This is a genomic window from Arthrobacter sp. 10L430, from assembly GCF_056395245.1.
The window spans coordinates 76,983-99,544 of record NZ_JBFTJD010000007.1; the positions used below are offsets into that span (position 1 = coordinate 76,983).

Below are 22,562 nucleotides of genomic sequence, written 5' to 3' on the forward strand. Positions count from 1 at the left end.
CCGGAGAGGTCCGCACTTCCGGCGGGCAGCACAGCGAGGAACTGGAGGGGGCGCACGGCGCCGCCGCGCCCCCGCCGGTTCGATCAGTTCCTGATGCAGATGACCTTTGGCTGGGTCATCTCCTCATACGCGAAATGGACGCCCTCCCTGCCCATGCTTCCGTACTTGGCCCCGCCGAACGGCATGCCGTCGAAGCGGTAATCAGAGGAGTCGTTGATCATGACGCCGCCTGCTTCGAGCTGTTGGGCTGCGTCCATGGCCCTGGCCAGGGAGTCGGTGAAAATGCCCGCATGAAGACTGAACTCGATGGCGTTGGCGACTTCGATGGCCTCTTCGAACGTGCTGAACTGGCGGAACATGACCACGGGCCCGAAAACCTCCTGCTTCCACAGCCGGCTGTCCGTCGGGACCGCTTCCAGGACGGTCGGGTGAAGCACGTTGCCGTCCGTGACATTGCCTGAAAGAAGGACAGCGCCGGCGCCGAGGGCCTCGTCCAGCTTGGTTTGGAGCTCATGCAGCGCAGCCGGGCTGATCATGGGCCCGACGTCCGTCCGTTCATCTAAAGGATCTCCGGCAACCAGCCTGGCCGCCGCCTCAAGGAAGCGCCGGCGGAACGCGCCGTACACCGGGGCGGCTATGAGAATCCGCTGCACCCCCACGCAGTTCTGGCCAGCGGCCCAAAATGCTCCGGAGACGCAGGATTCCACTGCATTTTCGATGTCGGCATCGTCCAGGACGATCACAGGTGCGTTTCCGCCGAGATCCATGGACAGCTTCTTCAAGCCCGCCGTGCGGGCGATGCTTTCACCCGTAGAGAACCCCCCGGTGAAGGACACCATTCGTACGTCCCGGGACCTGATGATTGTTTCGGCCACTTCCCGGCCGCCGTGGACAATTGTGAGGGCCTCCGGCGGGAGCCCCGAGCTCACGAGGGCGTCCGCGAGCTGCTGGGCTGACAGCGGCGTCAGCGCGGAGGGTTTGAGAATCACGGCGTTTCCTCCGGCGATTGCCGGGCCGATCTTGTGCGCCACCAGGTTGAGGGGATCGTTGAACGGGGTAATCGCGGCAATGATGCCCAGTGGTTCGCGCGAGTACCACCCGGTGCGGTCCTCTGAGCCTTCATAGGAGTCGAAGGGGATGACTTCGCCTGCGTTCCGGCGCGCTTCGGCAGCGGACAGGCGGAGCGTGTTGACCGCGCGCAGCACTTCCTTCCGTGCCTGGCGGATCGTTTTCCCGGCCTCGGACACTATCGTTAGTGCGAACTCCTCGCTGCGCTGCTCGATCTCCGTTGCGGCACCGTCCAGGATCTTCCCGCGTGCGGCGCGGGACAGGGCCCGTGCCTTCCGGGCGCCGACGCGGGCCGTTTCGATCACGGCCTTGCCGGCGGTGGCATCGGTCAGCGAAACCGCGCCGACCACGCTGCCGTCGTAGGGGCTCGTCACGTCACGGAACTGTGGCAGCGCGGTTTCTGCCGAACAGAGCGTGGATTCAGGCATTTGCGGATACCTCCGTCCTGGCTACGTGGATTGCGATGATGTCAGAGAGCAGCGCGTAGGCGGTCTCCACGCGCCCGGCTCCCGGTCCGGAGATGGTTACTGCGCCCAGAAGATCGGTCTCGAAGGACACGGCATTGGTCGCGCCGGCAACCCCTGCCAGCCCATGATCAAGGGGGAGCGCTACAGGGGATACGCCTGCAGTCACGGACCCGTCCGGATTCCGTCGTGCCGCGCCGACGAGCTTCCAGCGGCGCCCCGCGCGGGCTGCCTTCCGAATATCTTCCGGCGTCACGGTGGAAATCCCCTGCCGATGAACGTCCTTGAGCTCTATGCCGGCGTCCAGCAGTTCGTTGGCGAGGATGAGGACCTTGAGCTGAACGTCGTAGCCCTCGATGTCGGCTGCGGGGTTTGCTTCAGCGTAGCCGAGTTCCTGTGCCTCCCTGATGGCCGCGTGGAAGTCCAGGCCGGCTTCCATCCGCCCGAGCACATAGTTGCTGGTGCCGTTGAGAATGCCTTCGAAGCCGTTCAGTTTCAGCCCTGCGAACATCTTCTTGGCCAGGCGGATCACGGGGGTGCCGCTCATGACGGCGCCCTCGAACTCGAAGTGCACGCCGTTCTGTTCGGCGAGGGAGCTCAGTTCGGCGCCGCGGAGGGCAACCGGGCCCTTGTTTGTGGTGCAGACGCTCTTGCCGGATTCGAGTGCCCAGCGCACATGTGAAACTGCCGGCTCGCCGTCTTCGGGATTAGTGAAGGTGGCCTCGCAAATGATGTCCGCTGGGCAGTTGCGGATCACGGATTCGTTGTTGGTGTCGGCGGATCCGCCGTACGCTGCAAAGGTTTCATTGTCGCCGCCCAGTTTGAGGGCAACGGAGAGGTCCACGCCTTCGGGCTGGACCAAGGATCCGAAGCGTAGGTCGGTGATGGCCACGACCCGCAGGCCGAAGCCCAGTTCGGAACGAAGTCTCTCACCACGCGTAGCGATCAGTTCGGCCAGCGTCCTGTTGACGCCGCCGAAGCCGATCAGCGCAATGTCGTAGGTGGTCATGGTGCTCCTTCAGTCAGTTACATCGGTCCTCCAATGCTGACCGCATTCCATGTCCGTCAGCGCATGTGATTGTGACCGAAAAGCAGGGCGAACTGACCATCCGCCTGCCGATTCGGCATGTACACCGGAACGTAACTTACGTTCAACATAGACATGTGAAGATGTTTTTAATGACCAGAACGGCCGTTTCGTGTTACTTTCATCACTGTCGCTACTGCGCAGCCCGAGTCGGCTTGACCCACGCCAGGCCACGTGCGCATCCTTCGCATCACACCTGCCACTCACCTGGGAGAAACCATGGAACCGTCATCACCTGTCCAGCTAGAACCGCAGCCCACCATTCCGCCCTCGACCGAGTCGGGGCTCCGGCGGTCCATGGGGGCGCGGCATCTGGTCATGATCGCCATGGGCGGGGTGATCGGTTCCGGGCTTTTCCTCAGCTCGGGGTACACCATTTCCCAGGCCGGGCCGCTTGGGGCGGTCATCGCGTATCTCATCGGCGCCTTTGTTGTGTACCTGGTGATGGCCTGCCTCGGTGAACTTGCCATCGCTTATCCGGTCTCAGGGGCCTTCCATATCTACGCGGCGAGGTCGATCGGGCCGGCCACCGGGTTCACCACCGCCTGGCTCTACTGGCTCTGCTGGGCGGTGGCCATCGGATCGGAGTTCACGGCTTCCGGTCTCCTGATGCAGCGCTGGTTCCCGGGTGTTGACGTCTGGGTCTGGTGCCTTATCTTCGCCTCGGTCCTGTTCGGCTTCAATGCGGTTTCTTCGAAATTCTTCGGCGAATCTGAGTTCTGGTTTGCCATCGTCAAGGTCGGCGCCATCGTGGTTCTCATCGTTTTCGGCGGCGCGGCGCTGTTCGGCTTCCACCCGCTCAGCGAGGCGGCCAACCATCCCAGCATGTTTGAAAACTTCAACACTTCCGGCGGTCTCTTCCCCAACGGCTTCACGGGTGTCCTGGTCACTGCGCTTGCGGTGTTCTACGCCTTCTCGGGTTCAGAACTCATCGGTGTGGCGGCGGGCGAAACCGTTGACCCGGCCACCAGTATCCCCAAAGCGATGCGCAGCACCGTCATCCGTCTGCTGATCTTCTTCGTCGGGGCAATCGCTGTCATTGCCGCCACCGTCCCCTTCGAGCAGGTCGGGCTGGATGAAAGCCCGTTCGTGACGGTCTTCTCATCCATCGGCATTCCTTATGCCGCCGACATCATGAACTTCGTCATCATCACCGCACTCCTTTCAGCCGGTAACAGTGGCCTCTTCTCCTGCGCACGGATGCTTTACTCCCTTGCCGACGAGGGGCATGCGCCCCGGGCGCTGAAGAAGCTGACCCGACGCGGTATTCCCATGACTGCACTCTCCGTCAGCATGCTCGGTGGCCTGGCATCCCTCATCAGCAGCGTCGTTGCACCTGAAACGGTATATCTGGCTCTCGTATCGGTGGCGGGATTCGCCGTCGTCGGGGTCTGGATGTCCATCACCGCCTCGCATTTCTTCCACAGGAGATCCTTCGTCAAGAATGGCGGTGATGTCGCTGCGCTTCCCTACAAGGCCCCGCTGTTCCCGCTGGTGCCTGTCCTGGCCTTCTCGCTCTGTGTCATCTCGCTCATCGGCATCGCCTATGACCCGAACCAGGTGGCAGCGCTCTATTTCGGATTCACTTTCGTTGGCGCCTGCTATGCCTTCTTTTACTTCAAGTACGGACGCAAGGCGCGCGCAAACCAGACCTCCTGACGCCGTCACAAACTATCGTCCGCGTAGCTTGGTGGCGGGAGGCTTTCGTCCCCCGCCACCAAGCTCGGCGTTCTGTGGGGACATGTGAGAATAGGCGTAGTTATCAGGCGGAAGGAGCACGGAGCATGGATTCTTCCTCGGAAGCGTCATCCATGGCCCAAGGCCTTCGGATAGTTCGGCTGGTCGCAGACCGGGAGAAGTGGGGAAGGCGGCTACTCGGCGTTTCCCAGATCGCATCCGAGCTGGAGATGGACCAAAGCCGTGTCTCCCGGTTGACTCAGGAATTGTGCGAGCTGGGACTGCTGGAACGCGTCGAACGCGGGCCATTCCGGACCGGTCCACGTTTTTTTACGCTGGCAGCCGCTTTGAATACGGGCTGGGTCCGCGAATCAAGAACCGAACTTGAGGCTTTGGTGGCCTCGTTCGGCCTTAGATCCAGACTTTCCGTCCGGGAGGGCTTCCGCGTCATGCTCCTGCGGACCTCCAGCAATGACGCGGTTCCCGGCGGCTTCGTGAAACCCGGCATGGTGACACCCGTGTGGTGCACCGGGTCCGGCCGGGCTCTGCTGTGGGACGAGGAGCAGCCAGCCGTTGAGGCCCTCCTTGCGGACGTCAACTTCATTGGCGTGGGCGGTCCGGGGGCGGCCCATTCGCCGCAGGAAGTCGTCGAATTGATGGACCGGGACCGGGCGCGGGGCTTCGTTGTCGCGGAGGAAGAGTTCGAGCATGGAGTCTACGAACTGGCGGTTCCGGTCCGCACCGCCGACGGTTCCGTTCTTGCAGCGCTCAGCGTCCTGGGCAGCCGGGCCGAGATCATGTCCGGCGCAGATGACATTGCAAAGGCCCTGTGGGAAGCAGCCCAACGGCTGGGCTCCTGCCAGGGCGGCACGCGAAACAGCGCTGGCCGGAAGGGTCTTGCCAGCTAAGGCACATTCTTCGGCGGGACCTGACCCAGCATGGACTCAAGCCACCTTCCCCAGGACACGAGAGCCGTGGCGCAGGCTTCCAACCTCGGCTGCAGGCGGGTCTTGGCGCCTACGACCTGCAGCGCTGCCACCACGTCGCCCTTGAAGTCCCGAATCGGAACGGCCAGGGAATACAGCCCCGGCTCGGCTTCCTCGTCGACAATGGAGTATCCCCGCGCCCGGGCCGCGCGTAGTCGTGACAGGAAGTCCTCCACGTCAAGGGGCGTATTGGGGCCATGGCGCACGAAAGCGACACCGGAGAAAAGGGTCCGGACCTCGTCGTCGGACGTTTCCCACAGCAGAGCCTGGCCGGCATCGCTGCAGTAGGCCGGGTATGGCCGGCCCAGCCATGAACCGATCATGTTGCTACTTGCCGGAACATGCTCACCGATGGTGACGGTGCTGTCTCCGCTCAGAATTCCAAGGAAGCATCCTTCATCAGTTTCACGGGCCAAGCCTGCCAGCGCGGTGGCGCCGTCGGTCTGCAACCGTTGTTCGGACAACAGCTGCGCGTCCGTCAGGAGCGACCAGTCGACGGTGTAGGTCCGGTGGTCTTTGCGGACCAGAAACCCCTCCTGCTGGGCCGTCCGCAGGCTGCGCGCAATCTGGCTGCGGTCCTTGCCCAGGTCGGTTGCTATATCAGCGACCGTTCCGCCAGGCAGGCCTTCTGCGTTGCGGGAGCCCACCGCGAGGACAGCCATGATTCCCCGGCCCATGCTGGATGTCTTAGACATGGGTCCGATTCTAGTCACTGGAGGAACGCCTCCTAATGGATGGCGAAGACCCGGGCAGGAAAACCGCTGCCCCGCAGTGGCTTGGGCCACGTGGCAATGAGGGCAGCGCCCGCTTCTGGAAGTCCGTCCAGGTTCGCCATCAGCTCGATCTGCCACCGGTTCTGTGCCAGGACGTAGGTCTCCAGCGTGAAATCCTGGCGGGATGTGGCCAGTCCCGGGTCTGTGTCCGTCTGCTCATGACCGACGGCGGTAACCGACCGCTCCTCAATCAGGAAGGAGAGGACTTCCTGCGACCAGCCCGGTGTATGGCTGACACCGTGATCGTCCCTGTTTGCCATGGCGGCAGCGTCAGGCCAACGGTCACTCCAGCCTGTCCGCAATGCCACAAAGGCCCCGGGTGGGATGGCGCCATTGCGGTGTTCCCAGGCCTGGACGTCCTCCATCTGGGGAGTGGCGTCCGCATTAGCGATGACGCGCTCGGTGATGTCCAAGAGGACCAGCGGAAGGACCATCTCCTCCACGGGAATCTGGTCCAGGGTCCTTCCTCCTGAGATGAAATGCGAGGGAGGATCAACGTGTGTTCCCCATTGTCCGATGATCGAGTAGCGGTGAGCGGTGAAACCGTCACCTTTCTCCAGATCGAAGACGGGCTCCCTGATTTCGTCGGGGAATGCCGGGAAGTGTGGCTGGCCGGGGTGGAAGGCGTGCGTCAGGTCAGTGAACGATCTGCCGGCAATCAGCGTCTGCAGGCCGTCCCAGAGGGCGGTTGTGGTGACTTGAGTCATGACGTGGCCTGGCTTTCAACCAATGCAGGAAGCGCAGTGTTGGAAACGCTGATTGGCCCTGTCAGCTCAATGACGGGCACCTCCCAAGGGTGGATATCCACGATGTGCTGCAGGAAGCGTTCCACGGCAGCGTCGTCGAGCGCAGCATCGAAATACGTCGTCAAGACGAGGGTCGGCGAAATTGTCTGCTGACCAACCTGCCCCAACGTAGGATTGGCGCCTTCAGCGCAAGTGAACCCCTCAAAACCCAAACCGGATTCGAAGACATGCCGGTAGTTGCCAAAGTCCCCGAGGTCAGGGGATTCCGCGACAGCGTCGAGCAGGGCCGCAATGCCCGCTTCGTCTTTGAATGCTTCTGCGTCGCCGCTGGCGAGCCGCGAGAAGGTTTCCGAAGCTACGGGCCAATGCACACGCAGCTTGCGTACTGGTTTCATTTCAATCTTCAAGGGAAGTCTCCTGATCGGTCCGTAACGTGTTTGCATGCCATCGTGGCACGGTGTGATGATCATTACAAGCATTGAAAAATGCTTATTATGAACATAGCCATCGTGCATAACGCGTGCACCACGTGCACCGTGCCCGACAGCCATGGACGAACGAACCGCTTGGAGCCCAAACAATGCCCAGTAACACCAAGCTCTCCCGCATGCTTGATGCCGGAGCGATCCTGACCGTGGACGGCGCACTTGCCACCGAGCTGGAAGCGCACGGCTGCGATCTGGACGACCCCTTGTGGTCGGCCAAAGTCCTCCTGGAACAGCCGCAGCTCGTCAAGCGCGTGCACCGCGATTACTTCCGCGCCGGAGCAGCGGTGGCGATCACGGCGAGCTATCAGGCAACACCCCAGGGATTTGCGCGGCGCGGCATTGGCGAAGGAGAGGCCCTGGAGTTGGTGGCATTGAGTGTCCGCCTGGCCGACGAGGCTCGCAGCGAGCACCTGGCCGAAAACCCGGGTGCAGGCCCCCTGCTGATTGCAGGATCGGTCGGTCCGTACGGCGCATACCTGGCCGATGGGTCGGAATACCGGGGAGACTACTTCCTCAGCCGAAACGAGTTCATGGAGTTCCACCGGCCGCGAATTGCCGCGTTGGTGGACGCCGGAGCGGACTTTCTTGCCTGTGAGACGCTGCCGTCCTTGCCGGAGGCCGAGGCCCTGATGGCACTCATGAAAGAGTTCGACGTCGAAGGCTGGCTCTCCTTCACGCTGCGGGACGGAGGGCACATCAGCGACGGCACACCGCTGGCTCAGGTGGCAAAGCTCGCCAGGGCGCAGCCGTCCGTCGTGGCCATTGGCGTGAACTGTGTGCCGCTGGAGCTGGTTTCCCCCGCCCTGGGCGCCCTGGGCAAAGCCACGGACACGCCCCTGATCGCGTATCCAAATTCTGGCGAAATCTACGACGCGGTCACCAAAAAGTGGCGGCCGGCCGCGGCCGGGGACACATCTGGGGGAGCCGGCAACAAGCAGCCCGCAAGCCTGGCCGAAGGAGCCGCCGTCTGGCGTGAACTTGGTGCCCGGCTCCTCGGCGGGTGCTGCCGGACGACCCCCAAGGACATTGCCGCCGTGGCCAGGCTGACGGGAAATCCCTGACGGCTGGCTGCCTCAGCAGGCCGGAACCCCCGCATCCCGCTCGCCCGGGCACTGCGGACCAACAGGACCACGCCCATCGCCGTTCCGCGGTAGACCGGGGGAATCGCCTGCAGCAGCGGCTGCCCAGGCGTCCGGTTGCGCCAGATCACGACGGCGGTCCACGCCGCCGTCGCCAGCATGCCTAAGTCGCCAGCATGCCTAAGTAGAGGGCCGCGTGCCACGGGGTGAAAAACGTCTCCAGGCTCGGCAGGTTGATGTGCGCCCAGCCGTCGAGGAAAACGGCCAGCAACACACAGGCCAAGGAGTTCGGTGACCATGTCGCCGCGTGCGTCCGTACCGGTGTTGCGAGCAGTCGCGGGCATCGGCGCGTCAATGTACTGGTCGACGCGCGGGTCTTTGCTGTAGTCCAACCTGTCAGCCCCTGAGGATCTGTTCGCGGAGAATGTCCGCGTGCCCGCAGTGCTGGGCGAGCTCGCGCAGCATGTGCAGGTACACCCAGCGCAGCGGCAGCGGGCCCCGCCGATTCCCGTTGACAAAGTCGTCGAGGTGCAGCGCGGATGCCGCCCGGCGCGACGCCTCGCAAGCGTCGCGGTGGGCGGACTGGATGCTGTCAATCGAATCCTGGTCACTCAGGATGAATGACTCGTCCGGCGTGGCCGGGATGCCGATGTCTGCGCGGGAGCGGCAGTTGATCGCTTCGTCGAACCAGACCTTTTCCACGAAGGTCGCATGCTTGACCAGTCCCAGCAGCGTGGTCCGCGAGGGCACCAAAGTCCGGCGCGCCTGCTCCTCGGTCAGGCCGTCCAGGCAGGCATTGAGCCTGCTGCGGTGCTCATCGAGGAAGGCCTCGAACTGGATCCGCACCGGCTCGTTGATGACGTCCTCGGCGGAAGTGGCTGGAAGTGAAGGCATGCACGCAGTATGCCAAGGGGGCCGCGCGGCGGCAACGGATGGCACGGTCAGTGCGGGCCTCATTTGTCCGTTCGCTCTGCCAGGCCCATGAACATGGTCCGGTGCAGGATGTCCACGTGCTTGCGGGCGATCTCCACCGCTTCGTCGCCGTGGCCGGCACGCAGGGCAGCCACAAGCGCGACGTGGTCGCAGTTTGATTTGTGCAGCAGCTCGATCGGGTAGGGGATGAAGTAGGCGTAGAGCTCCGCCAGCGTCTCGTAATAAACCTCGACGGCGGTCCCCAGCCCCGACGCCGTGCCCACCAGCTGGTGGAACTGCTCGTCTGCCTGATGGTAGTCGGACCAGTCGGTGGATTCGGCCATGTCATTGGTCAGCCGGTCGAGCTCGTCCAGCTGTTCAGCCGTGGCGTTGAGCACCGCGTAGTGCGTCACAGCGCATTCAAAGAGCAGCCTCCGGTCCACCAGCCGGTTCACGGCCTGGGATTCGGCAGGTGATGCCGAGAGCTCGGCCAGCACATTCCGCGGCGGCTCATCGGCCACGAACGTTCCGCCGCCCCGGCCGCGGCGGCGGACCACCACGCCCTGTTCCGCCAGGCTCGCCAGCGCCCGGCGGGCGGTGATCGGGCTGACGGACAGGCCCAGGGCCACGTCCTCCTGGTCGGGCAGGCGTTCACCTGGTTTCAGCAGCCCAAGCGAAATCGCCATGCCGATCCGTAGCCGCACGGCGTCGATGGCGCTGCGCCGGTCGATGCCGGCCAGCCTCCCTGCGCCGATGGGCGAGGTGTCGGCGGTGTCCTCCAACTGACGGGTCATATCCGCTACTTTATGGCCCAAACCCCCCCTCCCATAATTGGATCATTCTGATCTAATATAACTCCGATCACATCCCCAACGTGGAGATAACCATGCAACGCACCCTTCCCCTCATCGCAGCCCAAGCGCCGCCGCGCCTCATCGGTGAACCCGTGTCGGCCTTCGCGGACGAGGTCACCGCCGCCCTCGCCGCCCAGCCGCAAAGCAAGCTCATCGTCTTCCCCGAACTGCACCTCTTTGGAGATCAGGACCGACCAGCAGCGCACAAAAATGCTCCAGGCCGCCGCGGAACCGCTGGAGGGTCCCCGGGTCAAGGAGCTGAAGCAGCTCGCCGCGGACCTGGGCATCTGGCTGGTCCCGGGCAGCGTGTGCGAACGTGGTCCCGAGGGGCAGCTGTTCAACACCCAGCTGGTCCTGTCCCCGGAAGGAGAGCTCGCCGGCTACTACCGGAAGGTCTTCCCCTGGCGCCCGTTCGAGCCCTACGACCCCGGCGACCGGTTCACCACCGTGGACCTGGCCGGCGTCGGCAGGGTGGGCCTGAACATCTGCTACGACGCCTGGTTCCCGGAGGTGTCCCGCCAACTCGCCTGGATGGGCGCCGAGGTGATCCTCAACGTCGTCAAAACCACGACGCCGGACCGCCGCCAGGAGCTGGTGCTCGCCAAAGCCAACGCCATCGTGAACCAGGTCTTCGTGGTCAGCGTCAACTGCGCCGGCCCCACCGGCAAAGGCCTGAGCATCATCGTCGACCCCGAGGGCAACACCCTCGCCGAGGCCCCCGATGACGCACCAGTGCTGCTCACCGCGGAACTGGACCTTGCCGCCGTCGAGCACGTCAGGACCCACGGCACCGAAAACCTCAACCGCCCCTGGTCCCAGTTCCGCGACTGCGAGGACGCCGTCGAACTGCCCGTCTACCAGGGCCGGATCAGCCCGGCCACCTGGGCTCCCCAGTCCTTCAACGCCTAAGGAATCACCCGTGACAACTTCACCCACGCTCACCCGCACGCTGAAACTGCCCAGCCTGGTCCTGTTCGGCCTGGCGTACCTGACCCCGCTGATCGTCCTGGGGATTTTCGGCATCATCGCCGAAACCACCGGCGGGGCATCCCCGGCGGCCTACCTGGTGGCAATGGTCGCCATGCTGTTCACGGCGCACAGCTGCGGCCGGATGGCCATCGCGTACCCCGTGGCCGGCTCCGCGTACACCTACGTCCGCCGCTCCATCGATCCCCGGGTGGGGTTCCTCGTGGGCTGGGCCATCCTGCTGGACTACCTCTTCTCGCCGCGATCGACCGGTTCGCCGCAGAGGCAGCGCTCGACGGCGCCGCGCTGGTCGTCTTCCCGGAGTACGCCACCTACGAGAAGAAGAAGGTGGACGCGACATTCCCGGAGAAGGCCGAGCCGCTGGACGGCGCTATTTGCCAGGAACTCGCCAGTACCGCGGCCCGCCACCGCCCACCAGAATCAACAATGGTATAAGAGGAATCAGTCTCTAGAGGAACGTTTCCTGCCTCGTATCCGGCCTTCCTGCCATCCTGGCAGGGCAGTATCAAGAGCCGTCCGTTTAGCTTTGTGTAGTGCGCAGCGGGCATTTTTGAACCGTTGAGTATGCAGCCACACACCCAGAACATGTTCCTCCGCGGTCGCGGTCTTCTTGTGGCGCGGCCAATCCTCGCCCTTTGCGCGGTACTCGATCAGAGCGGTCAAGCGTTCCTGCCATCTCGATTCGTCTGACCAGGCACGTGTGTTTGCCTCCCACCCCGACAAGGCCTGCAGTCCTTCGCGAAAGGCTGGGGCAAGCGTCCCGGCTGCAGCGTTACGCCGACGCCTCTGCAACCACATAGCCAGGGTGCGTTCCTCCGTTGACGTGGAACTGTATGTGGGGTATCGCCCCTCAACCTTTACGAAGTCGATTAGTTTGGTCATGGACTTCAAGCCGCGTTGCGTGACCGGCGTGCCCTTCTTGCCGACCTTTGCGGCCTCATGTTCGTTGGCGAGACCAGCGTCAAGGCCCCTAGCGACGGTTAGATGATAGCCGACCGTACTGGCGGGAGCGCCTACGAGAACTGCGATGCGGGATCTCGTCAGGCCAAGGCGGTACATCAACACCCACTCCGGGTTCGGAGCCCGCCGCGCTTTATCATGCATCGGGACTATCATGCCACGCAGTAGCGCTCTGATCGCGCCATGTCCAGGAGGAAAAGGGATTCTTGGAACTTTGAGCGCTACTGGGGAAGCTTGGGCTTGCTGCTCTGGATTACGGCCCAAAGCTGGCGCCAATGTGCTTTAGCAGAACTTGGGAGAAGCATGTACGCCGAAAACTGTATTCCTCGGATCAAGTACGAAACTGCGCTGATCCGCTCATGGGTAGCAGGGAATTCGAGTGTTCTGAATATGAACCGGGATGAACTATCGGTGCCCGACGCCAGCGTCGAAAACCCGTGGATTGGGGGGAAAGTCATCCGGTGGCGTCATCAGGATTTTCTGTCTCCAGACCAGCGTATTCAATTAGCTCCATAGACACGAGCGTGGCTGCCACGCTCCAACGCATATCTTCGACGAAGACAAGCCCTCAGGATGTCCCGGTCATCCTTGGGAAGGTCGTTTGCCGATGTTGACGCAATCGTCAAGCTAGTCCGATGGGACGGCTGGAACAACACCAAAGAAGGCGACAAGGCCGTCCGCATCGCCATTCGCAAGGTCCTGGTCCGCTATGGGCTGCCTGCTTCCGGGTGCTTAATGGTCGGGCTCACGCCTGCGTGTCGCTCAAGGCCGTTGGTTATTGCAACTCATACGAAATACCCTGGCGCAGTGACTAACTTCATTGGGGGAATGGCAGCGGATGGGCTGCCCGAAGGATTGTATGAACTCCTGAACACGGATGTACTCGGCAATCTACTGAACAGGGAATTGGGGCTGCGGCCCGTGTTCGCGGACATCGAAGACGAAGACACTCCGGACGTCCTATCCCGCCACGTTGCCAACGCTGTCCGCCAAGCCCTCGCGGCAGCCAAGCCTGCAGACAGAGTCGCCCTAGCCAACCGGCTCCTTCAAGAATTGAACACCCCAGACCGAATCGCAGAAGGTCCAACCCAACTCCAGTCCCTCCAGCGGCCTGACACGCTCAAGCGCCGACAAGTTCGCCGCCCCACCACAAAGCTGAGTGATTCCGCACTTCTCACCAACAGCAGGGACGACCCGAACCTCGCGGCGGAGCTCCGGGCAGAGATTGATTCGGCCAACACTGTTGACCTGCTCTGCGCCTTCGTCCGGTGGACGGGCCTACGCCTTCTCCAGCCGGCGCTGGAGCAACTCAAGGAGCGCGGCGCCAAACTCCGCGTCATCACCACCACGTACATGGGCGCCACGGAACGCCGCGCCATCGACGAGCTGGTCAACCGCTATGGCGCCGACGTGAAAATCAACTACGAAACCCAGGCCACCCGGCTGCACGCCAAGGCTTGGTTGTTTCGCAGGAACTCCGGCTTCGACACCGCCTACGTCGGCAGCTCCAACCTGAGCCAGGCAGCCCTGCTGGATGGCCTCGAATGGAACGTCAGGCTCAGCTCCGTCGGAACGCCGACGTTGCTGCAGAAGTTCGAGGTCACCTTCGACAGTTACTGGGAGCAGCGCGCCTTCCAAAGCTACGATCCGGAACGCGACGGCGAGAAACTGGACGCCGCCCTCGAACGCAACGGCGGCCGGCGCACTGCCGTCCCTGGCGCAGCCACTGGCCTCGAAGTCCAGCCGTTCCTCCACCAGGAAGAGATGCTCGAGGAACTGGAAGCCGAGCGACTCAAAGGCTTTAACCACAACCTCCTGGTCGCAGCTACCGGCACTGGTAAGACCGTGATCGCGGCCCTCGACTATAAACGCCTAAGCGAAGCTGCCGGTCGCGATCTGAAGCTGCTCTTCGTCGCCCACCGGCAGGAAATCCTGAAGCAAGCGATGCGCACTTACAGGGACGTCATGCAGGACGGCACCTTTGGCGAACTCTGCGTTGGGGAGCACAAGCCTCAGCAGTGGAAGCACATCTTCGCCTCGGTCCAGTCGCTGTCATCTCTCGGCATCGATCAGCTGGAGCCAGACTTATTCGACGTCGTCGTCATCGATGAATTCCACCACGCCATGGCACCCACCTACCGGCGCTTGCTGGACCACCTGCAGCCGCAGCAGCTCCTCGGGCTGACTGCGACGCCGGAACGCGGTGACGGCGTCGACGTCGCGAATCTGTTCTTCGCCGGTCGCACAGCCAGCGAACTGAGGCTTTGGGACGCCCTGGACGCCGACCTGCTGGTGCCGTTCCACTACTTCGGCGTCTCGGACGACGTCGACCTGAGCCAGCTGGAATGGAAGCGCGGCAACTACGACACCACACAGCTGAACAACCTCTACACCGGCAACGACGCCCGCGCCGCCAAGGTGATTCGCGAACTCCGTGACAAGGTCACCAGCACCGACCAGATGCGCGCCATCGGCTTCTGTGTCTCGGTCCAGCACGCGCACTACATGGCCGAAGTGTTCAACCGCGCCGGTATCGCCTCCGTTGCCGTCGACGGCAGCACCGACGACGCCGACCGCGCCGCGGCGCTTGAGCGCCTCCGCCGGCGGGAGATCAACTGCATCTTCGCCGTGGACCTTTTCAACGAGGGCCTGGACCTGCCGCAGGTGGATACCATCCTGCTGCTCCGGCCCACGCAGAGCGCCACGATCTTCCTCCAGCAGCTGGGACGTGGGCTGCGCCGTGCCGAGGGCAAGGCAGTGCTGACGGTCATGGATTTCATTGGCCAGCAGCGCCGAGAGTTCCGCTTCGACCTGCGCTACCGGGCGCTCACGGGCTACGGGAGGAAGGAGCTGGAGAAGGCTGTCGAGGACGAGTTCCCGTACCTGCCGTCGGGCTCACAGATAGTGCTGGACCGGGTGGCGCAGAAGGTGGTGCTGGACAACATCAAGGCACAGCTGCGGTTCAACAGGGCACAGCTGGTCCGGGACATCGCGTCGTATGCGGAGACCGAGCTGGTGGCCTATCTGGAGCAGTCCGGGAACGACGTGAAGTCGATCTACCGTTCCACCAGGGACTCATGGACCGGGTACCTTCGACAGGCGGGGCTGATCGAAGGGTTCTCGCCGTTGAAAGCGGCCCTTAGAGGGAGGAACCAGGAGCACTCGGATGCCGAGGAGAAGAAGCTCCTCGCCCGTATGGCTGCTCTGATCCATGTGGACGATCCGGAACGTGCTGAAGCGTATTCGATGCTGGTCAGCCCGGATGCGCCCCGCTACGCGGAGCTTGGAATGCGTGAGCAAACATTCGCCCGGATGCTGTTCTACACCCTGTGGGACGACGGCGGCGGTTTCCAGACGTACGACGCCGGCCTGGACAATCTTCGCGGCTACCAGTATGTGTGCAGCGAGATCCGACAGATCGTAAAGCTCGGAGTGGCCGCGTCCAAGCATGCTGCCAAGAGTCTTGGGGTCGGGTTGCAGCATGTTCCGTTGCTCTCGCACGCGACCTACCGGCGCGAAGAGGTCCTGGCGGCGCTGCAATATGGATCGCTGGAGCTTGGCAAGAATGTGCAGCACCGCGAGGGCGTTGCATGGTGCCAGGCGACTTCCACCGATGCCTTCTTTGTCACGCTCAACAAGGACGACAAGAAACACTCGGCTACGACGATGTACAAGGACTACGCCATAAGCCCTGAGCTGTTCCACTGGGAGTCGCAGAACGCGACCTCGCCGGGTAGCCCGACGGGCATGCGGTATCTGGACCGGGCTGCTCAAGGCTCGAAAGTTCTAATCTTCACCAGGGATACGGCGGACGACGAGACGGGCCTGACCGTTCCCTATACGTGCCTCGGTCAGGTGGATTACGTACAGCACGTGGGCGAGAGACCAATCGCAATCACTTGGAAGCTGCACCGGCCGATGCCGGCGGATGTGTACGTGACTGCGGCTGCTCAAGCGCAATGAGTGTCAACCCATTGCGGTGACAGGCTGGTGAACCCGGCGATGGTCGTGTCTACTCCGTGTTCGCTGGCTAGGGGCCCGTTCAAATGTATTGGACGCACTCAAAGGCAACCAAAACCCACTAGCTGGTTGTTTATCTGCGTGCTCGACAGCAGGTTAGAGGATTGCCAGGCATGCTCCCTATTGACGCGATGGCGAGAGACCTCCCGAAGAAACAGCCATTCGTCCCGGTGTTGGCCGCTTGGGCAACAAGAGTGGCAGCTCCTCAAGGATCACGCCGCCCACCTTCCGCCTGGGCAGGCCTCAATTGGCGCTGCGGATGGGCCAACAGACCGACTTCAAACTTGGGTCCCATTCAGACAAGGCATCGGGTATTCGACGGCGCTATGAATGACTTGGTCCTTCATAGCGCCGGCAAGCTGCCCCTAATTCGTGTCGAGGCGCTAGAGTCGGAATCCTGATCGCGGGTGGACGGAGAATTGGACTCGCATGGTGGCTGGAACTGAAAGGACTGCGTGAGATATTTCAACTTCAGAGTGTGGGATCGAAGCCTAGGAACGTGGCACTACTTCAGCCTTCATCCCCTGGATGGCCTGTTCGATCTTGATGATCGTGCTATTGATGGCTCCAGTTTGACTCAAATGACCGGCCTGAAGGATAAGAACGGTAAAGACATCTTTGAAGGCGATGTGCTGCAAGACCGTCTAGGCGGTCGCTGCGTCGTGCGGTTCGAGTCCGCTCGGTACATCCTGGTGCAGGCTCGGGGCGCTGTATATTGGCCGCTATCCTCCGATAGCAGTAGCCACTATGAGATCATCGGCAACGTCATCGAGTCGCCACAACTCATCGACTAATACAAGAAGAGCCGTACTCAAGAACTGAACTGGTCCCCGAAGGTTAGAACTGAATTCTCAGTCCAACTTTCGGGGAGCAGTTCAAACCCGCGCCGACTCTTGTTGTTGCAGTTAGTGTTTCACTAGCTCCAGTGTCTCCATCTCAATTTCATCTTCCAGGGGTGCATCATCCTCTGCATCGGGTACGACAGGCCAGTTGACAGCGCCGCCTTCGTAGCCCTTATGGACTTTGCCCCGAACTTCTTCTCCTTGAGATTCATTACCCCACACATGCCAACCCTCATGTTGGTTGCGAGCAAACATCTCTAGGTACGGACCAGGAGAACAGTTCGTGATGAAGTCGTACTGTTCGTCTGGTTTACGTGAGTGCTCACGCTTGCGCGTCTCGATCATGTTGACTTGGCTGCGAGCAGGGGGAAGCGTTCGCATAGAGCCGCGAACACCAAAGAGCAGAATCTCGGTGACGTTGCGGAAGTAGAAGCCGACGCCTCGACCATCCGGGCCGCCGTCTTTGCGACGCTTAGCCCAGATGACGTTGCTGACATATCGGAATCCCCAAGCCTTCATGACTTCAAGACCTTCAGGCAGCAGCGCGTTCGGTACCCACAAGTAGAGGTGAGCGTTCTTTGCAAGGCTCGCTTCAACCGGCAATGCCTTGATGTCTTCTAGGGTCATCGTGTCGTATCGGTCGAGCCGGCGGTGCTCGGGAGCAACCTTGCCGGTGCGGTTCTGGAAGCGCCACGGCGGATCAGCCAGCAAAGTCTGGAAGCCGCCCTCTACTGATGGCAGGGGAGTGAACGGTGTTGGCTCTACGTCAGCGCGCAACGGAGCGGGGGAAATCTTAGGCATAGTCGGACTATTCTATTCGGCTTCTTCAAGGATTGCCGCAAACTGTGCATCTGTCATCGGCGTTGCGCCCTCGGGAACCTCGAACTCGTCGTCGGGAGGTCCGTCAAACTGTGTGCCATCCCACGTCCTGTCAGTCACTCCAATTATGATCACGGGGCAGTTGCCGGCCCCGCCGCGCTTGACCCTAATCTCTGCTTTGTCGAAGGCGGTCACAGTTGACGTTTGCAAGTCGATGGGAAGCTTCCTGACGCGCTCCTCCATGGGTAGCGTCATTTGGTAGTCGTCCCAGATAAGTCGTGCCAGCTTCAGCAGTGGCAGCCGATCCTTGGTGATGATGACCGCACCGTCAATTAGTCCGTACTCGTACCAGGAACGGTAGGCCGCGAGGTCGCGGTCAAGGTTACCGTCCTTAGCGTTCCATTCAATGTCGACGATCATGCGCCCCTTGTGGTTGTCCACTCTGAAACCTTCGCTGTAAACAGATGGCACTTTTCTCTCCGTCTGAGCCACGTAGTCTCTGCCCCTCTTCTGAAAGTCCGTGAAGAAGTAACCCCTGATCTCTGTGTCGATCCGTGTTTCTTTCCAGCCGAGCCTCCTGAAGCGGCGATCCAAGTTATCGGCGATATCGCCCTTGTTGCCACCCTTTACCAGCCACTCGTTCGGCGTCAGCACGAAGTCGTGAAGCACCCTGAGCAAGTCGTCAAACTCTTCAGGTGCTACGGCGTTCAGGATCGAGGCAGCGTTGCCGATTTCTAGCCATTCGTAGCGTTCACGGATATATGGGGGAACAACCGCCGGGTCGTCAAAACTGGAAGTGATGTACATGCTCTGACCCTATTAGGGCTGCCGTCGGTTTGTTGGATCCTCGACCTAGCGAGCTCGTGCTCGTGGGAGGATGGTGACTAGTCCCACGGCTTGTGCAGTGGAGCTCCGTCAGGAAGTTATTGATCTGGCCCGCAAGGGCGAGACGCCGATGGCGCAGATTGCGAAGGATTTCGGGCTGTCGGTTACGACGTCGAAGCGCTGATATGTAGTTCTCGCTGTCAAGAGGCAGGAATGAGCGACCCTCTGGATTTGGTTCCGGGGGCCGCTCATTCTGTGCCGGCCGGTTGCGGGCGGGGGTGTCGGCGAGTCTTTTTCGACTGGCATTGTCAGGCTGACATTCGCGGGTTGGTTACCGCATGACGATTTGTTCGGCTGGGGCATTATCGGGTGTCTAGAATCGAGCGTCGACGGGGGTAGATGCGTCTGCTCATAGTGCTGTCCCGGGTTAGCTCCGGTGCTGCCATCACTCATCCGTCACCTTCGGCGGCACGTTCATGGGTCAGGCCGCATCCATGCGTTCTCCTTGTTGAAGTGGGGCGGCAAGTGACCAGCACCAGCCGGCCAGCTCGCGGGCGATCGCGGTGTTGGCCTTCACGGACGTCTTGTGGCGTTCATCGAAGTGTTCCCATTTGCGGTGCAGCCTGTGGTTACCTTCGAGGGCGCGGATCCGGGTTGGCGGGGTAACGAGCTTGAGTTGGCGCAGCAGCCGTTCCCCTGGCCGGGCGTAGGGGCGCCGGTGCACCCACGCCGCCTCGATCAGGAGCTTACGGGCGTAGGTGTTCCTGGCCTTGGTGATCGGGCCCTGGTGCCGGGACTGGCCGGAGGATTGCTCGCTGGGGAGGAGTCCGTGATAGGAGCCTATGGACGAGCCGGTGAAGCGCGTCCAGTCCCCGATCTCCACGGCGAGTCCGAACGCTGTCGTGAGCTGGATGCCGCGCAGACACATGAGCGCGTTAATCACAGGGGTGTAGCGGCAGGCTGCCGCCGTGGCGGTCACCTGTTTGTCGATGTGTGCCAGATGGATGGCGAGCAGCTCGGCCTGTTCGACATCGGCGTTGTAGGTGAACTGCAGCGCCGGTTCGTCAAAGTGTTGGCGGCGTAGCCACCGGCCGTGTTCCTGCGTCCATCTGGTATTTTCCGGGTAGCGAATGCCGTGCCGGAGTAGGAGGGAATTCACGCGTTGGCGGGCGTGGGCGAGATCCTTGGCGGTGCCGGAGCGCAGCCGGGACAGGTCCCGAAGGGCCTCTTCGTCCGGTTCCGGGATGTGCACCTCGGTGACCGAGCCGACCGCTAGCATTTCAGCCAAAACCCTTGCGTCTCTTCGGTCGGTTTTCACCCGGTCCCCGGGAGCGCGCAGCAGCTTCGACGAAGCTGCCACCACGCAGGTGATTCCAGCAGCCTGCAGGTAGCGGGCCAGGACAAAACCGGTCGGACCTGATTCATACACGACCTTGACAGGCGGCTCGAAGCGGCCGACCCACTCCAGCACCACCGCCGGGTCGGCAGCCATCGAGTGGCTCTTGACTTCGCCGGTATCCGGGTTCAGCGCATGGGCAACGATGTTGACCGCGTGAACATCCAGACCAATGAAAGTATGCTCAAACATAGCCGGGACCTCCCAAATCTCACATGTGGCACTACCATTGCACCCCCGAAAGGGCCGTGCAGCCCACGGGAGCTGCAGATGGCAACCCACGGACACTGTGAAACAGAAGGCCCCGGCCCCTGAACTGTCAGAACCTGCCCGTCCGGGATAAAGGACATCACCGCCGGGTAAAGGCCCGGCAGCGCCACACCCGGCCAGCACGATGCAACTGAACCAGTTCACGCCGGCGCTGCCGGACCGCCCCGGCGATAATGGCCGACCCGGACGGGCAGGACCAATCACACTTCATATGGTCTAGATTGCCGCCGCGGAATGTAAGGACTCGAAGGGGCGGGCCCGGCAGCGGCGGAGCCGGCCGGGATTAGGGGCCTTCTAGCAGAGCAGGTAGTTCTTCATCCTCTCAGCCAACAGCCGGTGTATCCGACCCACTCTTAAGCGCGGCCCGGTCTGGGAAACCGAGTTCAGCAGCTCGCTCGTGAAAAGTGCAGCGTTTGCCCGGGTGTACCTTCTGCCACGCGCGCCTGAAGGAGTCGAGACACCGAGCCTAATTAGTAACATGTGACCTTACTTCTCACCATCCCGCCGACTTGGGCCGCGAACTTGATCTGCAGAGCTGTGGCGGCTGTGCACACGGGATTCAAAACTCATATGTTGCAGCTAAGCTCCTGTAAGTGGCGACGGTTGATTCGCTGTTGAGGTGGTCCGGGCAAGTTGTGAGGGAATGATGAATAATTTTCAAGAGGGCACTGTCCCAGCTCTTCGTGTCAGGCAGTGGTTAGCCGCATGGGATGCCGTCTCTTATGATGCGGAGCAAAATCAGACGCGCCCGAAGGAACATTTTTATCTCTTTTCGATGCCGGCTTCACAATTACGCGCCTTGGCGGGTATCAACAGGAGAAATACTGACTCACTCACTCCCCGGAAGGACGACCTAGGAATTCAGCGCCGGCATGACCCCGAAAGAAGCCTCGAGATACGCCGTTACGTTGAAGGGGGATATCCATGGTCAAGCTTAAGTGACGCTAAAAGGCGAAAAATAGAATATGACAACCTAAGAAAACCAGGGTGGCTCCCAACTGCAGTCGTGGTCAACATACTAGAGGCGGGTGACGAGCGTTCCGGCACCGTTCTCGAGGATGAGCATGTCATAAAGGTCCTGGACCATGGCGATAGCCCATCTGCTGAATTGAGAATCCCACAGATTCCGGCTGATACTGGAGGGTTTCCTCCGCTGGAAGTCATCGATGGGCAGCATAGACTTTATGCATTTGATGATGGTGACAGCGCTGTCGAGGACTACCATCTGCCGGTCGTGGCGTTCCATGGACTTGATATATCTTGGCAGGCCTACTTGTTTTGGACTATCAATATTAAGCCCAAGAAGATAAATCCCTCCCTCGCGTTCGACTTGTATCCTTTGCTTCGCGAACAGGACTGGTTGGATAGCGGCGACGTTGTCCATGTATACCGAGAAAGCCGCGCTCAAGAGCTCACTGAGGTTCTTTGGGCTACCCCGAGTAGCCCGTGGTATAGAAGAATTAATATGCTCGGTGGGCCTCGCAAAGAAAACGGCCCCGTGACACAGGCAGCTTTTATTCGAAGTCTTACCGCCAGCATGGTTAAGTCGTGGCGTTCAAATCGCGGCTCCTTAGGCGGAATATTCGGAGGTACCCCGGACATGAAGCAGGGGCTTTCATGGACTCGGCTCCAACAGGCTGCATTGTTGCTGACAGCCTGGAGAACTCTTGCCGAGGAGATCCGGGAGGCAGATGAGCCTTGGATGAAGTCTCTAGTTGAGACTGATGTGCCAATGGACGGCGATCTGTTCGCTTCCGATAGATATGACGAACCTACTTTCACGAGCAGTGGTTCACTCTTGGCTACCGACCAGGGCGTCAGAGGTTTCCAATCAATTGTGAATGATCTCCTTTATATTCGTCATAGGGACCTCAAACTCCAAGATTGGCGAGATGACTCTGATTTTTCGGATGTCACTCCGGAGGCTGTCACAGCCATGTCAACCGAGTTTGAGACCCTCCCTGCCTACGCATTTCTTGTCGATGTTTGTCGCAGTCTGAGTACTTTCGACTGGCGATCCAGCAGCGCTCCGGGACTTAGTGAAGATGAGCGGCGAAATCGGGCCGGGTTGAGAGGAAGCGGCGGCTACAAAGAGCTCAGAAGTCAGCTCGCAAGACATCTTCAAACTCATGCAACTGGTGACGTCCAGTCAGCAGCTACCCAGCTGGCGGGGTGATTCCTTGTCACCTCGTGGTAGAAATCCCTCCTACTTCAGTAACGTGGATAAGGCGGACCGAAACAACTTGGTCTCTGCCCTTGCCGGAATTACCGTATCCGTCGACGGCGACTGGCTCGATTCTAGTAACGTT

The 22,562-nt window shown here is 61.4% G+C and carries 18 protein-coding genes and 1 pseudogene; 9 read left to right on the forward strand and 10 right to left on the reverse strand.

The genetic code is table 11. The features are described 5' to 3' along the window. Positions 1-83: 83 nt before the first annotated feature. Positions 84-1,496 carry an aldehyde dehydrogenase family protein gene (locus tag AC1DDG_RS09665; protein WP_476875912.1) on the reverse strand — a complete coding sequence of 471 codons (1,413 nt, stop codon included), beginning with the start codon at positions 1,494-1,496 and terminating at the stop codon, positions 84-86. Then, positions 1,489-2,541, reverse strand: coding sequence for a homoserine dehydrogenase (locus AC1DDG_RS09670; RefSeq protein ID WP_476875913.1), 1,053 nt, complete (start codon positions 2,539-2,541; stop codon positions 1,489-1,491). The genes AC1DDG_RS09665 and AC1DDG_RS09670 overlap by 8 nt, the downstream gene beginning before the upstream one ends. 297 nt (positions 2,542-2,838) lie before the next feature. On the opposite strand from AC1DDG_RS09670, the gene AC1DDG_RS09675 reads away from it, so the two are divergent. After that, complete coding sequence (locus AC1DDG_RS09675; protein WP_476875914.1) at positions 2,839-4,278, forward strand: amino acid permease; 1,440 nt, start codon at positions 2,839-2,841, stop codon at positions 4,276-4,278. A 125-nt stretch (positions 4,279-4,403) separates the two neighbouring features. Continuing rightward, positions 4,404-5,204, forward strand: a complete 801-nt coding sequence (locus AC1DDG_RS09680; protein WP_476875915.1) for an IclR family transcriptional regulator — start codon at positions 4,404-4,406, stop codon at positions 5,202-5,204. Here AC1DDG_RS09680 and AC1DDG_RS09685 read toward each other — a convergent pair. The 3 genes from AC1DDG_RS09685 to AC1DDG_RS09695 are packed head-to-tail and all read right to left on the reverse strand — an operon-like array spanning position 5,201 to position 7,208. After that, positions 5,201-5,977, reverse strand: a complete 777-nt coding sequence (locus tag AC1DDG_RS09685; protein ID WP_476875916.1) for an IclR family transcriptional regulator — start codon at positions 5,975-5,977, stop codon at positions 5,201-5,203. The genes AC1DDG_RS09680 and AC1DDG_RS09685 overlap by 4 nt on opposite strands. 32 nt (positions 5,978-6,009) lie before the next feature. After that, positions 6,010-6,762, reverse strand: a complete 753-nt coding sequence (locus AC1DDG_RS09690; RefSeq protein ID WP_476875917.1) for a cyclase family protein — start codon at positions 6,760-6,762, stop codon at positions 6,010-6,012. After that, on the reverse strand, positions 6,759-7,208 hold the full coding sequence (locus tag AC1DDG_RS09695; RefSeq protein ID WP_476875918.1) for a hypothetical protein: 450 nt from the start codon (positions 7,206-7,208) through the stop codon (positions 6,759-6,761). The genes AC1DDG_RS09690 and AC1DDG_RS09695 overlap by 4 nt, the downstream gene beginning before the upstream one ends. Before the next feature lie 173 nt (positions 7,209-7,381). Here AC1DDG_RS09695 and mmuM point away from each other — a divergent pair, with 173 nt between their 5' ends. Then, complete coding sequence (gene mmuM / locus AC1DDG_RS09700) at positions 7,382-8,350, forward strand: homocysteine S-methyltransferase (RefSeq protein WP_476875919.1); 969 nt, start codon at positions 7,382-7,384, stop codon at positions 8,348-8,350. Between the two features lie 414 nt (positions 8,351-8,764). Here mmuM and AC1DDG_RS09705 read toward each other — a convergent pair whose 3' ends face one another. Then, positions 8,765-9,262: a DinB family protein gene (locus AC1DDG_RS09705; protein WP_476875920.1), complete on the reverse strand. Its 498-nt coding sequence runs from the start codon at positions 9,260-9,262 to the stop codon at positions 8,765-8,767. Positions 9,263-9,321: 59 nt separating this feature from the next. Then, a complete protein-coding gene (locus tag AC1DDG_RS09710; protein WP_476875921.1) occupies positions 9,322-10,074 on the reverse strand; it encodes a FadR/GntR family transcriptional regulator in 753 nt (250 codons plus the stop codon). 237 nt (positions 10,075-10,311) lie between these two features. On the opposite strand from AC1DDG_RS09710, the gene AC1DDG_RS09715 reads away from it, so the two are divergent. The 4 genes from AC1DDG_RS09715 to AC1DDG_RS09730 all read left to right on the forward strand — a co-directional run bounded on the left by AC1DDG_RS09715 (position 10,312) and on the right by AC1DDG_RS09730 (position 16,895). Then, on the forward strand, positions 10,312-11,043 hold the full coding sequence (locus tag AC1DDG_RS09715; protein ID WP_476875922.1) for a carbon-nitrogen hydrolase family protein: 732 nt from the start codon (positions 10,312-10,314) through the stop codon (positions 11,041-11,043). Between the two features lie 10 nt (positions 11,044-11,053). Further along, entirely contained in the window at positions 11,054-11,683 is a 630-nt protein-coding gene (locus tag AC1DDG_RS09720) for an APC family permease (protein WP_476875923.1), read from the forward strand. 1,226 nt (positions 11,684-12,909) lie between these two features. Then, positions 12,910-16,044 (forward strand): DEAD/DEAH box helicase, encoded by a 3,135-nt coding sequence (locus tag AC1DDG_RS09725; protein WP_476875955.1) that lies wholly within the window; start codon positions 12,910-12,912, stop codon positions 16,042-16,044. Between the two features lie 512 nt (positions 16,045-16,556). After that, positions 16,557-16,895 carry a YopX family protein gene (locus AC1DDG_RS09730; RefSeq protein ID WP_476875924.1) on the forward strand — a complete coding sequence of 113 codons (339 nt, stop codon included), beginning with the start codon at positions 16,557-16,559 and terminating at the stop codon, positions 16,893-16,895. A gap of 111 nt (positions 16,896-17,006) precedes the next feature. Here the strand turns inward: AC1DDG_RS09730 and AC1DDG_RS09735 are convergent, their stop codons facing one another. After that, positions 17,007-17,744: an MT-A70 family methyltransferase gene (locus AC1DDG_RS09735; RefSeq protein ID WP_476875925.1), complete on the reverse strand. Its 738-nt coding sequence runs from the start codon at positions 17,742-17,744 to the stop codon at positions 17,007-17,009. 12 nt (positions 17,745-17,756) lie between these two features. Next, entirely contained in the window at positions 17,757-18,569 is an 813-nt protein-coding gene (locus AC1DDG_RS09740; RefSeq protein WP_476875926.1) for a BglII/BstYI family type II restriction endonuclease, read from the reverse strand. 70 nt (positions 18,570-18,639) lie between these two features. Here AC1DDG_RS09740 and AC1DDG_RS09745 point away from each other — a divergent pair. Then, positions 18,640-18,768, forward strand: a pseudogene (locus tag AC1DDG_RS09745) (IS3 family transposase); the annotation flags it as partial. Between the two features lie 300 nt (positions 18,769-19,068). Here the strand turns inward: AC1DDG_RS09745 and AC1DDG_RS09750 are convergent. After that, positions 19,069-20,175: an IS110 family RNA-guided transposase gene (locus tag AC1DDG_RS09750; RefSeq protein ID WP_476875927.1), complete on the reverse strand. Its 1,107-nt coding sequence runs from the start codon at positions 20,173-20,175 to the stop codon at positions 19,069-19,071. A gap of 721 nt (positions 20,176-20,896) precedes the next feature. Between AC1DDG_RS09750 and AC1DDG_RS09755 the strand changes: the two genes are divergently transcribed. Further along, a complete protein-coding gene (locus AC1DDG_RS09755; protein ID WP_476875928.1) occupies positions 20,897-22,429 on the forward strand; it encodes a DGQHR domain-containing protein in 1,533 nt (510 codons plus the stop codon). Positions 22,430-22,562 lie beyond the last annotated feature (133 nt).

Coding starts and splice junctions, on each gene's coding strand:
- AC1DDG_RS09685 (WP_476875916.1), bottom strand. CDS start 5,977: ATGTCTAAGACATCCAGCATGGGCCGGGGAATCATGGCTGTCCTCGCG.
- AC1DDG_RS09680 (WP_476875915.1), top strand. CDS start 4,404: ATGGATTCTTCCTCGGAAGCGTCATCCATGGCCCAAGGCCTTCGGATA.
- mmuM (WP_476875919.1), top strand. CDS start 7,382: ATGCCCAGTAACACCAAGCTCTCCCGCATGCTTGATGCCGGAGCGATC.
- AC1DDG_RS09710 (WP_476875921.1), bottom strand. CDS start 10,074: ATGACCCGTCAGTTGGAGGACACCGCCGACACCTCGCCCATCGGCGCA.
- AC1DDG_RS09705 (WP_476875920.1), bottom strand. CDS start 9,262: ATGCCTTCACTTCCAGCCACTTCCGCCGAGGACGTCATCAACGAGCCG.
- AC1DDG_RS09675 (WP_476875914.1), top strand. CDS start 2,839: ATGGAACCGTCATCACCTGTCCAGCTAGAACCGCAGCCCACCATTCCG.
- AC1DDG_RS09665 (WP_476875912.1), bottom strand. CDS start 1,496: ATGCCTGAATCCACGCTCTGTTCGGCAGAAACCGCGCTGCCACAGTTC.
- AC1DDG_RS09690 (WP_476875917.1), bottom strand. CDS start 6,762: ATGACTCAAGTCACCACAACCGCCCTCTGGGACGGCCTGCAGACGCTG.
- AC1DDG_RS09740 (WP_476875926.1), bottom strand. CDS start 18,569: ATGTACATCACTTCCAGTTTTGACGACCCGGCGGTTGTTCCCCCATAT.
- AC1DDG_RS09670 (WP_476875913.1), bottom strand. CDS start 2,541: ATGACCACCTACGACATTGCGCTGATCGGCTTCGGCGGCGTCAACAGG.
- AC1DDG_RS09755 (WP_476875928.1), top strand. CDS start 20,897: ATGATGAATAATTTTCAAGAGGGCACTGTCCCAGCTCTTCGTGTCAGG.
- AC1DDG_RS09750 (WP_476875927.1), bottom strand. CDS start 20,175: ATGTTTGAGCATACTTTCATTGGTCTGGATGTTCACGCGGTCAACATC.
- AC1DDG_RS09725 (WP_476875955.1), top strand. CDS start 12,910: ATGGCAGCGGATGGGCTGCCCGAAGGATTGTATGAACTCCTGAACACG.
- AC1DDG_RS09735 (WP_476875925.1), bottom strand. CDS start 17,744: ATGCCTAAGATTTCCCCCGCTCCGTTGCGCGCTGACGTAGAGCCAACA.